12 protein-coding genes are annotated in these 13,416 nt (G+C 63.1%); all 12 read right to left on the bottom strand.

Annotated features, from left to right (window positions below):
* The coding region (locus VGG47_RS10195; protein ID WP_331538099.1) for an ABC transporter ATP-binding protein at positions 1–420 on the bottom strand (420 nt) is incomplete at its 3' end.
* Complete coding sequence (locus VGG47_RS10190) at positions 407–1,186, bottom strand: ABC transporter ATP-binding protein (protein WP_331538097.1); 780 nt, start codon at positions 1,184–1,186, stop codon at positions 407–409. The genes VGG47_RS10190 and VGG47_RS10195, both read right to left, overlap by 14 nt.
* Positions 1,179–2,189, bottom strand: coding sequence for a branched-chain amino acid ABC transporter permease (locus VGG47_RS10185; RefSeq protein ID WP_331538095.1), 1,011 nt, complete (start codon positions 2,187–2,189; stop codon positions 1,179–1,181). Before VGG47_RS10185 ends, VGG47_RS10190 begins: the two co-directional genes overlap by 8 nt.
* Positions 2,186–3,061, bottom strand: a complete 876-nt coding sequence (locus VGG47_RS10180; protein ID WP_331538093.1) for a branched-chain amino acid ABC transporter permease — start codon at positions 3,059–3,061, stop codon at positions 2,186–2,188. Before VGG47_RS10180 ends, VGG47_RS10185 begins: the two co-directional genes overlap by 4 nt.
* Positions 3,062–3,086: 25 nt before the next feature.
* A complete protein-coding gene (locus VGG47_RS10175) occupies positions 3,087–4,352 on the bottom strand; it encodes an ABC transporter substrate-binding protein (RefSeq protein WP_331538091.1) in 1,266 nt (421 codons plus the stop codon).
* On the bottom strand, positions 4,349–6,094 hold the full coding sequence (locus VGG47_RS10170; protein WP_331538089.1) for a hydantoinase B/oxoprolinase family protein: 1,746 nt from the start codon (positions 6,092–6,094) through the stop codon (positions 4,349–4,351). Before VGG47_RS10170 ends, VGG47_RS10175 begins: the two co-directional genes overlap by 4 nt.
* A complete protein-coding gene (locus VGG47_RS10165) occupies positions 6,094–8,208 on the bottom strand; it encodes a hydantoinase/oxoprolinase family protein (protein ID WP_331538087.1) in 2,115 nt (704 codons plus the stop codon). Before VGG47_RS10165 ends, VGG47_RS10170 begins: the two co-directional genes overlap by 1 nt.
* A gap of 293 nt (positions 8,209–8,501) precedes the next feature.
* Positions 8,502–9,839, bottom strand: a complete 1,338-nt coding sequence (locus VGG47_RS10160; RefSeq protein WP_331538101.1) for an MFS transporter — start codon at positions 9,837–9,839, stop codon at positions 8,502–8,504.
* A gap of 109 nt (positions 9,840–9,948) precedes the next feature.
* On the bottom strand, positions 9,949–10,890 hold the full coding sequence (locus tag VGG47_RS10155) for a glutamate cyclase domain-containing protein (RefSeq protein ID WP_331538085.1): 942 nt from the start codon (positions 10,888–10,890) through the stop codon (positions 9,949–9,951).
* A gap of 44 nt (positions 10,891–10,934) precedes the next feature.
* The gene (locus tag VGG47_RS10150; protein ID WP_331538083.1) at positions 10,935–11,396 is read right to left on the bottom strand and encodes a RidA family protein; all 462 of its coding nucleotides are present in this window, start codon (positions 11,394–11,396) and stop codon (positions 10,935–10,937) included.
* Complete coding sequence (locus tag VGG47_RS10145) at positions 11,393–12,451, bottom strand: D-TA family PLP-dependent enzyme (RefSeq protein WP_331538081.1); 1,059 nt, start codon at positions 12,449–12,451, stop codon at positions 11,393–11,395. The genes VGG47_RS10150 and VGG47_RS10145 overlap by 4 nt, the downstream gene beginning before the upstream one ends.
* Positions 12,452–12,837: 386 nt before the next feature.
* Positions 12,838–13,416, bottom strand: a 579-nt coding sequence (locus VGG47_RS10140; RefSeq protein WP_331538079.1) for an SDR family oxidoreductase, incomplete at its 5' end; no start/stop codon positions are given.

Genomic DNA, 13,416 nt, shown 5'->3' with positions numbered 1-13,416 from the left:
GCCGCCGGACATCGTGCCGCCCGTCTGCGACTTCCGTTCGGCCAGCCGCGGGAACAGCGTGAACACGCGCTCGTAGTCCTCGCTCAGGCTCTTCCTGTCCTTGCGCGCGTAGGCGCCCATGTCCAGGTTCTCCATCACCGTCATACCCGGGAACACGCCCCGGCCTTCTGGTGACTGGGAGATCCCGCGCACCACGCGCAGGTCGGCGCGCAGCTTGGTGATGTCCTCGCCGTCGAACACGATCTTGCCCGAGGAGAGCGGGCGGATGCCGGAGATCGCGCGCATCGTGGTGGTCTTGCCTGCGCCGTTGGCGCCGATCAGCGAGACGATCTCGCCCGCCTCCACGTTGATGCTCACGCCGTCCAGCGCCTGGATCCGGCCATAGTGGACGGAGATGTCCTGTAGCTCAAGCAGCGCCATCGTCGGGCACCCCCAGGTAGGCCGCGATCACGGCCGGGTTTTCGCGGATGTTGGCGGGCAGGCCCTCGGCGATCTTCTTACCGAACTCCAACACCACGATCCGGTCGGTGACGCCCATGACCAGCCGCATGTCGTGCTCGATGAGCAGCACCGTGTACCCGTCGTCGCGGATCTTGCGGATCAGGCCCATCAGTTCTTCTTTTTCGGTGGGGTTGAACCCCGCCGCTGGCTCGTCAAGGCACAGCAGCTTCGGCTCGGTGGCCAGCGCGCGGGCGATCTCCAACCGGCGCTGGTAACCGTAGGGCAGGTTGCGTGCCTTGTCCGCGGCCCGGTCGGCGATGCCGACGAACTCCAGCAGCGCACTGGCCCGGTCCACCGCCTCCCGCTCTTCCCGCTGGTGGCGGGGCGAGCGGATCAGCGCGCCGACCACGCTGGTCTTGTGCCGGGCGTCGGTGCCGACGACCACGTTCTCCAGCGCGGTCATCTCGCCGAACAGCCGGATGTTCTGGAAGGTGCGGGCGATGCCGAGCTGGGTGATCTGGTGCTTCTTGCGCTTGCCCAGCTTCTGACCCTCCAGCAGCACCTGCCCGGAGGTCGGCCGGTAGACGCCGGTCATCGCGTTGAAGCAGGTGGTCTTGCCAGCACCGTTCGGGCCGATCAGGCCGAGGATCTCGCCGCGTGCAACGTCAAAGCTGACATCGACATTCGCGGCGACGCCACCGAAGGATTTGCTGACGTTGCGCAGTTGCAGGATCGGTTCAGGCACGATCCACCACCCCGCCGCCAGCCTGGCTGCGAATGCCGAACAGGCTGACCAGCCCCTGCGGCCGCGCCAGGGCCAGCACGACGATCAGCGCCCCGTAGATCATCAGATCCGCACCGTCGCCGGAGCCGCCGAGCCAGGCGGCGGAGAGCTGCTGCACCGGGATCAGCACCGCAGCACCGAGCAGCGGCCCCCAGAGCGTGCCCACACCGCCGACCACCGCCGGCAATGCGATCAGCACCGAGAGCGACAGGCCGAGCGTGCTGTCCGGATCGACGAAGCCGATATATTGTGCATAGAGCGCCCCGCCGACCCCGGTGATCGCGCCGCTGATCGCCGCCGCCGCCATCTTGCTCGGAAAGATCCGCACTGCGAGGCTGCTCGCCGCCGCCCCATCATCCTTCACCGCCCGCCAGTAAAACCCCCAGCGCGAGCCTTCAACGAACCAGGCGATGATCCAGACCACCGCCACATAAGCGAGCATCACGTAATGGAACGGCAGCACGGCGGTGCGGAATTCCAGATCGAGCCAGCTTTGCGTGTGGAACGGAATGGTGATGCCCATCGAGGCGTTCACAAAATTCCAATTTGAGACCAGCAGCAGGAACATCTGGCTGACCACCAGCGTGGCGATGGCGTAGTAATGCCCGCTGAGCCGGAAGCACGGCCAACCGACAAGCAACGCCGCCAGGCCGGCAAGCGCACCGCCCGCGAACATGCCAAGTGTCGGCGGTACGCCGAGATTCACGTACAGCATGGTCGACGTATAGGCGCCGACGCCGAAATACAGCGCATGGCCGAGCGAGATTTGCCCGCAATAGCCGCCGAGAATATTCCATCCCTGCGACAATCCCGCATAAAGCAAGGTCAACACGATCAGCCCGCGCAGATACACGCTGCTGATCGGCAGCGGCAGCACCGCGAGCGCCACGAGCAGAACGGCACCGATGATCAGCTCGCGGCGCCGGCGCCTGGTGAGGGCGTTGTCGCCCATCGCCGCGCTCACAGCCGCCCCAACAGGCCACGCGGCCGGAACATCAGGACCACGACATAAATCGCGAAAATGCCGATCTGCTTCAGCGACGGATCGATGACGAGCGCGGTCAGCGCTTCCACCACACCGACCAGCAGTCCGGCGATCAGCGCGCCCAGCAGCGAGCCGAAGCCGCCGAGCGCCACCGTGACATAGGCGATCAGCGCAAAATTATCGCCGACCGTGGGCGAGATGTAATAGAAGCTCGCAAGCATCACGCCGGCGATGCCGACCGCCGCGGCGCCGATGCCCCAGCCAATGCTGAACACACGGTTACGATCGATGCCGATCAACGCCACCGCATCGCGGTCCTCACGCGTCGCTTCCAGCGCGCGCCCGAACTCGGTGCGGGAAATCAGCGCCAACACCCCGAACGCCAGCAGACACACAAGCCCCGCCAGCACCTGTGACATCGGCAAGATCACCGGGCCGAGCATGAAGGTCTGGTTGCTCAGGAACCCATTGCTGATGCTGCGGAAATCGCTGCCGAACGTGAGCTGCGCCGCACCCACCAGAAAGATCCCCAGGCCGAAGGTCACGAAGATCTGCACCATGCCGGTGTTGAACTGCACATCCAGCGCGCGGGCGATCAGCAGGCGGTAGATCGCCACGCCGACACCGAACATCACCACCGCGATCAGGGGAAGTTGCACGAGCGGATCGAGATGCAGATTTTCGTGAATCACATAGGTGCCGTACATGGCGAGCATCAGCAGCTCGCCATGCGCGAAGTTCACCACGTTCATGAGGCCGAAGATCAACGAGAGTCCGGCCGCGACCAGCGCATAGACGAACCCCATGAGCAGGCCGCCAAGAACGACCTGAATGATGAGACCCGTGGTCATCGGACGGTGCCCTCCTTGCGCGGCATTATTTGCCGACGTTCCAGACCGCTGGGGCCGTGGCAACGTCGAGCGGATACACGGTATGCCACACGCCGTTCTGATGCTGCTGGATCACCGGCGTGCCCTCGATATTCTGCCCGGTCGAGTCGAATTTTATGCCGCTCCAGGGCATGATCGTCTGATCGCCGGGAATATCGGTGGCCCGCAGCGCCGCCTGCAAAGCCGTGTTGTTCGTGGATTTCGCGCGGTTGATGGCGTCTGCCAGAACCTGCAAAGCGGTCAGTTCACGCCCCGTAAGATCGTTCAGATCCTTATGGTCGCGTGCCTGAAACAAGGCGTTGACCTGAGGGATCGCCGGACGGGCTTTCGTCGCGTCGATCGCGAAGCTCGAGCGGCTCATCGCATCATTGCCGAGCGGGCCGACCGCCGTGTAGAAATTCGGATCGACGAAACCGGCATCCTGCGCGACGATCGCCTTCGGCGTGTAGCCGACATCGTGCATCGAGCGCACCAGCAGGATCGCGTCGCTGGTGTAAGAGGAGGGCATCACCACATCGGCGTTCGCAGCACGCAGCCGCTCTGCCTCCACCGAGAGAGAGGGCGAATTTGCCTGATAGGAGATATCCGCCAGCACCTTGATGCCCGCCGCCTTGGCAAGAGCTTCCTGGACCGTCGCACTGCTGGTGCCGAATACCGAATTCTCATGGATGATGGCAATGCTGTGCACCGGCCGCCCGGTCTGCTTGCCTATACTGGCGAAGAAAGCGAACATCGCCTTCGAAAAATCGACATCGGTCGGCGAGGTTCGGAAAAACCATTGCAGTCCCTGCTGACTCAGCGACGGCGCGGAATTGTCCGCCGAGATATAGGGGATCTCGTAGCGCTCGCAGAGCTGACTGATCGTCACTGCGGTGGCGCTGGTATAGCTGCCGATGATCGCCACCACATGGTCCTCGGTGATCAGCCGCTCGGCTTCGGAGCGCGCGATCTGCGGATTGTTCTGGCTATCGGCGAAGACGAGCTTGATTTTTGCGCCGCCAAGTCCCGGCAAGCCACCGCCCTTCCCCAGCAGCATCGGCACATTGTCATGGCCGTTGATGATATCCGCTTCGGTGTCCAGCGCCATCTGCGCGTCATGGCCGATCGCCGCGGCATTGCCGCTGAGCGGAAAGATCGCGCCAATCACGACATCCGGCGGCGCCGCTGCAACCGGCATCACCATGGCGAAGGCGCCCAGCATACCGCCTAACAAAGCCACCGCCGGCAAAGCTCCACGCGCAATCTTTCTCATATTCTTGTCTCTCCCTGTTGCCGCGCTTTCGCGGTATGCTCTGGGTCCACGCCGCCTTTTGCGTCGAGGACCACCTTGTAGATATCGCGCGCGTCTTCGGCGCTGACCACGCCCGCGCGCACGTCGTGCGCCACCGCCTCCGCGGCGCGCGTCGCCGGGTCGCCGAAGCCGCCGCCACCCGGCATCAGCAGCAAAAGCCGCTCACCGTCGGGGATGATCTGAAATCCCTTGGTGCGCAAAGTCTTGCCTGAAACCAGTCCGACGTAACCCGCCGCCCCCGCGCCGCCGCCATCGCGCCCGCGCGGCGGATTGGCGATGCGGTCGAACAGCGCGTTGCAGGCGAATTCGAGATCGTCCTGCCCGGCAATTTCCATGATCTGGCCAAGACCGCCGCGCGTGCGGCCAGGACCGCCGGAATGCGGCCGCAGTTCCTTGCGCCAGATGACGACCGGCGCGACGTTCTCCGTCGCCTCCACGGGCATGGTGCGGACCCCGGAGGGAAACGCCGTCGCATCCAGGCCGTCGAAGCCGCGCCGCGCGCCGGTGCCGCCGGAGTTGAAGGTGATGACTTCGAAATCCGGCAGCACGCGGCGCTTATCGCCCCCTCGTCCGGAAACGCCGCCACCGCCACGCAGCGGCGGATTCCACAGGCACGAGGAGCCTTCCGCCGCCACCTGGTCCGGCACCGCCTGATACAGGCACCCCATCATCAGATCCGGCAGCAACTGGCCGGTGACGTGGCGCACCGCAACCGGGTAGGGCCGCGGCGCGTTCAGGATGCAGCCTTCCGGGATCATCATGCGGAACGGCGCGAGGCTCGCCCAGTTGTTCGGAATCTCCGGCGCCACCACCACCTTGATGCCGAAACAGGCATAGGCGCGGCAATACGAGGCGGGCACGTTGATGCCGCGCGTGGAAAGACCCGAGGTGCCGGAAAAATCCACCGCAATCTCGGTCGCGCCGACATGCATCTCGGCCGCGAGCGTGATCGGCTCATCATAGCCGTCGGAGCAGATCGTCGAGGCATAGATACCGGGCGGAATTGTCGCGATCGCCGCCTCGGTGGCCCGCCGGCTGCTGTCGAAAATAAACGTGGCCAGCGTCTCCAACCCGTCGAGATCGAACTCCTCCAACATCTGTGTCAGACGCCGTGCACCGGCGTCGTTGCAGGCGCAAAGCGAATAGACATCGCCCTCCAGCTCGACTGGCAGCCTCGTGCCGGCGCGCAGAATGTCGAAAAACGTCTCGTTCGCTTTGCCCTCGCTAAAGCAACGGACGATCGGGATATACATCCCTTCCTCGAAGACCGAGCGCCCGTCAGGCCCCATGCCGAGACCGCCGACATCGATCACATGCGCGGTGTTGGCGAGCAGGCCGATCATCCGCCCGCGATGGAACGCCGGCGTGACCACGGTAAAATCGTGCAGGTGACCCGTGCCGAGCCACGGATCGTTGGTGATGAAATGATCGCCCGGCCGCATCGTGTCGGCCGGAAATTTCGCCAGAAAATGTCCGACGCTTTCGCTCATCGCGTTCACATGCCCCGGCGTTCCGGTGACCGCTTGCGCCATCATACGCCCTTGCAGATCGAACACGCCCGCGGACAGATCACCGGCTTCGCGCACCGTGGTGCTGAAGGCGGTGCGGATCATCACCTGCGCCTGTTCCTCCACCACGGCGATCAGCCGGTTCCACATCACCTGCCGCTGGATTGCGGCGAGTTGGCTCTCAGCTTTTTCCATTATGTCAGCTCCGAAGTTGCGCGCGTGAGCGACAGCCATCCTTGCGCGGTAACCGCGGCTTGCCAGCTTGGCCCCAGCAGCGTGGACGTCTCGTTCTCGGCGATGATGGCAGGGCCGCGCATCATCGCACCCGGTTCAAGCGCAAAGCGGTTGAAAATCGGCCAGACGCTTTCCACGCCAGAAGCGCTGTCCCGCACCACGCGGGAGGTCTCGGCTTGCGCGGTATAGGCTTTGGCCGCCGCATCCGGTGGTGGCGGCAGCGGCGCCTCGGTTTCCACCGTGACGATATAGCTCAGCACTTCCACCTCCGAGCCGGGCACCGGCCGGTCGTAGAAGCGCGCATAGGCCGTCTCGTAGTCCCGCATGATGGCGGCCGCATCTTCCGCCACCAGGGGCCTGACCGGCAGCGCCACCAGGATCTCGTGCCCCTGCCCGACATAACGCATGGTGGCGATGCGCGTCTGCACCGTTTCCGCGCCAAACGCGCCGGCGGCCACCGCTTCGCTGGCCTCCCGCGCCATATCTTCGAGCAGCGCGTTCACCGCGGCAAGATCCAGCGCGTTGAGCCGTTGATACAGGCTCCGCACCACCTCATACCCGACCGGCGCGCGTAAGAAACCGATGGCGCTGCCGACACCCGCGCCGTTCGGCACGAGCACGCGGTCCATGCCCATCTTTTCGGCGATCCGCGTCGCATGAACCGGGCCGCCCCCCCCAAAGGCGATCAGCGTACGGCCGGCCAGCGCGGTGCCGGCCTCGATGGCGTGCACGCGCCCGGCATTGGCCATGGCCTCATCAACGATCTCGACGACGGCGAGGGCCGCCATCCCGGAGGAGAGTTCCAGCCTGGCACCGATATGTTCATCGAGCGCGCGACGCGCCGCTTCGGCATCGAGCACGATCGTGCCGCCGGCAAAAGCGGCGGCGTCGTAGCGCCCGAGCAGCAGGTTAGAGTCTGTCACCGTCGGCGCGATGCCGCCACGGCCATAGGAGGCGGGCCCCGGTGCAGCACCTGCACTTTCTGGCCCCACTGCCACCCGCCCCAGCGGATCCACGCTGGCGATGCTGCCGCCGCCGGCGCCGATCTCGACCATCTCAATCACCGGAATGCGCAGCGGCAATCCCGACCCTTTGCGCAACCGGCCGATCCGCGCAACCTCGAAACTGCGCGAGGTCTGCGGCTTGAAATCGTCGATCAGGCAGACTTTCGCGGTGGTCCCGCCCATGTCGAATGACAGCACGCGCTCGAGCCCGGCCTCGCGCGCGATCGTCGCCGAAAATATCGCGCCACCCGCCGGCCCGCTTTCCACCAGACGGATCGGAAAGCGACAGGCCGTCTCGATGGTGGTGAGCTTGCCTCCGGAGAGCATCAGAAAAATTGGCGCGTGCAGCCCCATCTCGCGCATCCCGCGCTCTAGCCGCCGCAGGTAGCGCGCCATCATCGGCTGCACATAGGCGTTCGCCGCCGTGGTGGAGAAGCGTTCCCACTCCCGCATTTCCGGCGACACTTCAGAGGAGAGCGAGATCGGTACATCCGGCATCGCCTCGGCCAGCAGTTCCGCGACGCGGCGCTCATGCGCGGAATTCACGAAGGCATGGAGAAACCCGACAGCGATGCTCTCGACCTCTTCCTGGCGCAGCCTGGGGATGAGGTCGCGCACCGCCTGCTCATCGAGCGGGCGCAGCACACGGCCCAGATGATCGAGCCGCTCCGGCACGGTGAAGCGCAAATGCCGCGGCACCAGCGGTTCCGGCAGCACGATGTTCAGATCATATTGATCGTAACGGCTTTCGTTGCGCATCGCCAAGACATCGCGAAACCCCTCGGTCGTCACCAAGGCCGTGCGCGCCCCCTTGCGTTCGATGATCGCATTCGTCGCCAAGGTGGTCCCATGGATCAGGAGATCAACTTCCTGCGCTTCGATACCGGACGTTGCAAGGATGCTCGCCATGCCCGCGAGAACAGCTTGCTCGGGCGCCTGCGGCGTTGTCAGCACCTTCGCGGTGAATATTTGGCCACGATGCTCCAAAGCGAAATCAGTGAAGGTCCCCCCAATATCGATCGCAAGCTTGGTTTTCTGCGTGTCGTCATAAGATTTAGCCGAATCAAGCATCTGCCTACTTTCTGCTCATAATGTGACCAGACGCCTTGCGCGAACCGTCGAAAAACGCCCTGACGTTAGTCAAACTAAAGTTTCTTAATCGGAATGTAGCAATCTACGTGCCAAAGGCAAGCAAAGAGGAAGGCTTCTTCTTTTTGTGAACAAAAAGAAGCAAAAAAACTTTATTAATCTGGGTCATGGGCTTTGTCGGTGACAACGCCCATGACCCAGCAGAGTAAAAGTTTTTGCGCCGCTTTTTTCAAAAAGCGGCTGCTTTCGCTTCCGAGCGTTTTACGCAGACAGGATCAAACCGGATCTTTTGTCCCGAAAGACAAATTCTGGCCCAACTCAGTCACGCGAAAGACTGTCAGCATGACGCAAGCTGACAATACGGGCCCCATCGCGAGCGCCAGCAGCGCCAGACTGAAGTCACCTGTAGATTGCTTGATCCAACCGAAAATCAATGGACCGACATAGCCGCTCAGCGCACCGATCGCATTGATGATCGCCAGCCCAGGCGCGGCCCCGGGCCCGGCGAGAAGCGTCGGCGCCCAGCCCCAGAAGGTTGCGATCAGCGCATAGATGCCAACGCTTGCGAAGCACAACGCCGCCATCATCTCCACCGGATTGTGCAGAACGACACAAACCGCCAGGCCTGCGGCGGCACAGAATGCCGCCACGACGATGTGGCCGACCCGCGCGCCCGTCCGATCCGCGCTCCGGGTCCAGAAGACCATGCTGAGCGACGCGAAGATAGACGGAATGGCGGTGATAAATCCCGTTTCGAGATTGCTGACGCCAAAGGCTTTGACGATCTGCGGCAGCCACAGCGTCAGGCCGTAATTCGCGATGTTGGCGCCAAAGCAGATGACGCTCAGCGCAAGTATTTGCGGCTTCACGAAGGCTTTCCTGATCGATAGGAAGTCCTTTTTTTCGCCATCGCGCCGTTCATCCTCCATCCGCGCCGCGAGCCAGTCGCGCTCCTGCGGACGCAGCCATGCCGCGTCCTTCGGGCGATCCGTCAGATACCGCAACACGACGAAGCCAAGAATGACGGCGGGCAGCCCCTCGACGATGAACAGCCATTGCCAGCCGTGTAAACCGAGGGCGCCATTGAGCCCTAAGAGCAGCCCGGAAAGTGGCGCACCGACGATCCCCGCGAGCGGCATCGCGGCCATGAACATGCCGGTGATCCGGGCGCGGTAAGTTGCCGGGAACCACCAGGACAGATAGAGGACCAGACCGGGGAAAAATCCGGCCTCGGCGGCGCCAAGCAAAAATCGCACGGCCAGAAACGAATGGGGGCCGACGATGAAGGCCGTGGCCCCCGAAACCAAGCCCCAGCTGATCATGATGCGCGCAATCCAAACGCGCGCACCAAGTTTCTGCATCATCAGGTTGCTCGGCACCTCGAACAGGAAATAGCCCAGAAAATAGATACTGGCCCCGGCCCCGTACGCAATCGGCGACAAGCCAATGCTCTTGTTCATTGTGATCGCCGCCATACCGACATTGATGCGGTCGAGGTACGACACGAAATAGCAAAAAATTAGAAAAGGAATGATCCGCCGGATGACCTTGGTCACCGTGGATCTCTCAGTACGCCCAATCCCTGGAGTATCATCTCCATGCACATCGATCATGCTCACGCATCTCTCCTTCAGCTAAAACTGTTGAATGGGAAGACCTCGATTTTGAGGTTTTTTATGAAGTGCGTGCCGTGTGCTGGGTAAAATGCTTAAGCCGTTGGTGTTACTTGATCACGATTGACCTCAACGCATTGATCACCTCCGCGTGCCGCTCGACCGGCAGGCGGTCAACGCTCATCTGAGGCTTGCCGGGGCGGTCCGGCCGGCTGTCATCTACCGCCTGCCCGACCACAACCGCGGCTTCAAGAAACCGGCGGTCCATATCGGGCGTGAAATGTGCCAGAAGAGCGGCGGCACGATCCGGGCGAAGGGCTGCCATCGCGGCCAGCAACCCGTAGGCGCCCCAGTTCGAAACGCCGGCCACGATCAGATGATCGGCGCGCGTTTTCGCCGCGATCAAACCGCCATTCGGGATGTCGTTGGCGACGATCTCCGGCGGCAAGACACCCATGCCGATTTCATTGCCGCCATCGCCGATGCCGATGGTGGTCCATGGCGGACTCCATCCTTCGTCATCGAAGAGCAGATCGAGCGGGGCGGTTTCCGCCGTCATATCCCATCCGTGCTCGCGGTGGGGCTTGCCGTCAGATCCCGGCGCCACGCGTTCGATGGCAATAAGGTGAGTGAGCGGCTGCGAAGCCTGGGTCAGCCTGTCCCGCAATTTATAGACGGCGTCACTCCGGATGGACACGATCTCGAGATCCACCGCACCGGGTATCGCCGTGCTCAGCGCCCAGACGGCCTTGGCGCAGGGCGCGTCCGAAATCAGCGTCACCGAGATACCGGCGTTCAGCAGCCCAGCGGCCAAATGCGCAGTGCCTCCGAGGCCGTCAGTCTCCGGCGACGGCGGTTCGGCATGGCGAATGAAGAAGCCCGTGACGATGCCGACATGCGGTTTCGGCGTCTCCATAATCGAGCGCGCCGCACGCTCAACGCCGCCTTTGGCGAAAGCCTTCATGCGGGCAATATCCCGGCCGACATTGCGGCCGATGAGGTCTTCGATTTGCTCCATGACACGCATGTTCGTGCTGTCGTTCATCCGCATTTAGACACTCCTCGTTTCTTTATCCTCAATCGTCGCCAAAAGCTCTAGGAAATTTCGGCGATCAGCTCGATCTCGACGGTGCAGTCATGCGGCAGGCTGCCCATGCCCACGGCCGAGCGCGCATGCCACCCGCGTTCGCCGAACACTTCCACCAGCAGATCCGAACAGCCATTGATGACCTTCGCCTGGTCGCGGAAGCCCGGCGTCGCATTGACCATGCCGAAGAGCTTGACGATCCGCGCCACCCGGTCGAGATCGCCGGTCGCCTGCTGCAACACCGCGATCAGCTGCAGTCCGACATGGCGGGCGTGCGCCTGCGCTGCCTCCAGCCCCACATCGCCGCCGACGGTGCCGGAAAAATAACCGCCCTCCGGACGCCGCGGCGTCTGCCCTGAGAGAAACAGCAGATTTCCGGTGCGCACGAACGGCACATAGGTCGCGATCGGCTTCGGCAGCTCCGGCAGCGTCAGCCCCAGCGCGCGCAGCCGCGCCTCAATTTCACTCATTGCACCTTGCCCCGCGCCGCCACCGTGAACATCGCCTCGACGCGCCCGTTGCGCACCGCCGGAATGCGGTCGAATAAATTCGTCACCACGCAGACATGGTTGGGGATGATCGTCACCCGCTCGCCCACCTCAGGCCCCTTGGAGCCGGGCGGCACATGGCAATGCCCATGCTCCTCGCTCAGCCCGACGATGCCCATTTGCGGGTATTCGACGATATGCCCGAACCCGCTCAGCCCCTGCGTGTCCGACGATAAAGTTTTTGACCCCGCATCGATGATGCAGCGATCCTCGGCGGGCCGCGATACCACCGTCGCGACGATGCGCAACGCGCAATCCTCCAGCGTGCCGTGCCCCTGCGCCACCTGCGAGCGGTCCGAATAGATGTAGGTCCCAGGCCGATATTCCGTGACCATGTTCTGTTCATGGGCATGATACAGATCGGGCGTGCCACCGGAACTGATTTCCGGCACATCTATACCGGCGCGCCGGCACGCCGCCCGCGCGGCCTCGAGCCAGCCGGCCACATCCGGCAGGCGATGTTTCGGCGGATAGGTCATCAAGCCACGGAAGCTGAGCCCGGGCAATTCCGTCACCAGCTTCGCCAGCGCTGCCACCGCTTCCGGCGTCGCCACACCGCAACGTCCGGCGCCGGTATCGCATTCGATCAGCACCGGCAAAGGCCGCATTTCGCCCGAAAATGTTTCCGACAGCCCGCGCAGCACCGCTTCGCTATCAGCGACCACCTTGAGGCTGACGCGCCGCGCCAGGCTGCGCAGCCGCTCCAGCTTGGCCCGCCCCACAATGTTGAAGCTGATCAGGATATCGGTGATCCCGGCATCGGCCATCACCTCCGCCTCGCCGATTTTCTGGCAGGTGATGCCGCACGCCCCGGCACGCAGCTGCAAATGCGCGAATTCGGGAAGCTTATGCGTCTTGATGTGGGGGCGCAGGGCGATGCCATGCCGGTTCGCGTAATCCTGTGCACGGTGAACATTCTTCTCGACCAGATCGAGGTCGATCACCGGCGTCGGCGTGTCCAGATCATCTATGTTCATAACAGCCTATCCTAGAACTCCCTGTGCCGGCACGCGAGCGCGGGCTGGGACAGGCAACAAGATCAAAGCGCGCCCCTCAATCGACACGCGATCCTAGAGACACCAGCACTGCAGACAAAAGTAGCAAGTTCAACCATATCGACCGAAAAAATGCGCACAATGCACTATTTCGTGCGGTCACAAGTAACATTTTTTATGATCCGGACCAATTCAGCCTATTATTTATGCCATCGGCACGGGCAGAACCTCTCGGGCAAGCGGAGCAGAAGACTACTTTTTGTGAACAAAAAGTAGCAAAAAAACTTTACTAATCTGGGCCGTGCTGGTTTCAGCGTCACGGGCCAAGTTTTTGGGCCGCTTTTTTCAAAAAGCGGCCCTTTCCTTCTTCACACGAGCACGCCGCCGCCATCCACCGTCACCACTTGGCCGGTGCTGAAAGTCTGGCGCATCAGATACAGATAGGTCTCCGCCACCTCATCAGCCTCGCCGACCCGGCCGACCAGCAGTTTCGCGCCGACATCCCGGTACAGCCCCTCGCGGTCGGCTTCCGGCAACTCGTCCCACATTTCGGTTCTGACGACGCCGGGAGAGACAACATTCACCCGGATCGGCGCCAGTTCGACGGCGAGCGCACGCGTCAGCGCTTCCATCGCCCCCAATATGCCGGCCGGGGCGACCCAACCTTTGACCGGGCGCGCCGAGGCAATGCCGGTGGTGAGCACGATCGAACCACCCTGGCGGATCAGCGGCGCGCCATATTTCGCCGCCATCACCGCGCCCCAATAGCGCACGTCGAAGGCGCGGCGGGCTTCATCGATATTGAGCGCGGAAAACTCACCCAGCAGCAGCCAGTCACCCGCCGTGTAGACCAGATGATCGAACGCCCCGATTTTTTCGAACAAAGCGGAAACCTGGCTCTCATGGGTGAGATCGGCGACATGGCCTTCCGTGCCGGCCGGCAAGGA

Source organism: Acidocella sp. (assembly GCF_036489515.1).
In the GTDB taxonomy this organism is placed as follows: domain Bacteria; phylum Pseudomonadota; class Alphaproteobacteria; order Acetobacterales; family Acetobacteraceae; genus Acidocella.
Note: the sequence above shows the minus strand (reverse complement) of the source record. Positions and strands in the feature narration are given on the sequence as shown.

What these genes read in the sequence shown, in the direction of transcription:
- VGG47_RS10180 (WP_331538093.1), bottom strand. Translation starts at nt 3,061, where the DNA reads ATGACCACGGGTCTCATCATTCAGGTCGTTCTTGGCGGCCTGCTCATG.
- VGG47_RS10175 (WP_331538091.1), bottom strand. Translation starts at nt 4,352, where the DNA reads ATGAGAAAGATTGCGCGTGGAGCTTTGCCGGCGGTGGCTTTGTTAGGC.
- VGG47_RS10170 (WP_331538089.1), bottom strand. Translation starts at nt 6,094, where the DNA reads ATGGAAAAAGCTGAGAGCCAACTCGCCGCAATCCAGCGGCAGGTGATG.
- VGG47_RS10165 (WP_331538087.1), bottom strand. Translation starts at nt 8,208, where the DNA reads ATGCTTGATTCGGCTAAATCTTATGACGACACGCAGAAAACCAAGCTT.
- VGG47_RS10160 (WP_331538101.1), bottom strand. Translation starts at nt 9,839, where the DNA reads ATGATCGATGTGCATGGAGATGATACTCCAGGGATTGGGCGTACTGAG.
- VGG47_RS10155 (WP_331538085.1), bottom strand. Translation starts at nt 10,890, where the DNA reads ATGCGGATGAACGACAGCACGAACATGCGTGTCATGGAGCAAATCGAA.
- VGG47_RS10150 (WP_331538083.1), bottom strand. Translation starts at nt 11,396, where the DNA reads ATGAGTGAAATTGAGGCGCGGCTGCGCGCGCTGGGGCTGACGCTGCCG.
- VGG47_RS10145 (WP_331538081.1), bottom strand. Translation starts at nt 12,451, where the DNA reads ATGAACATAGATGATCTGGACACGCCGACGCCGGTGATCGACCTCGAT.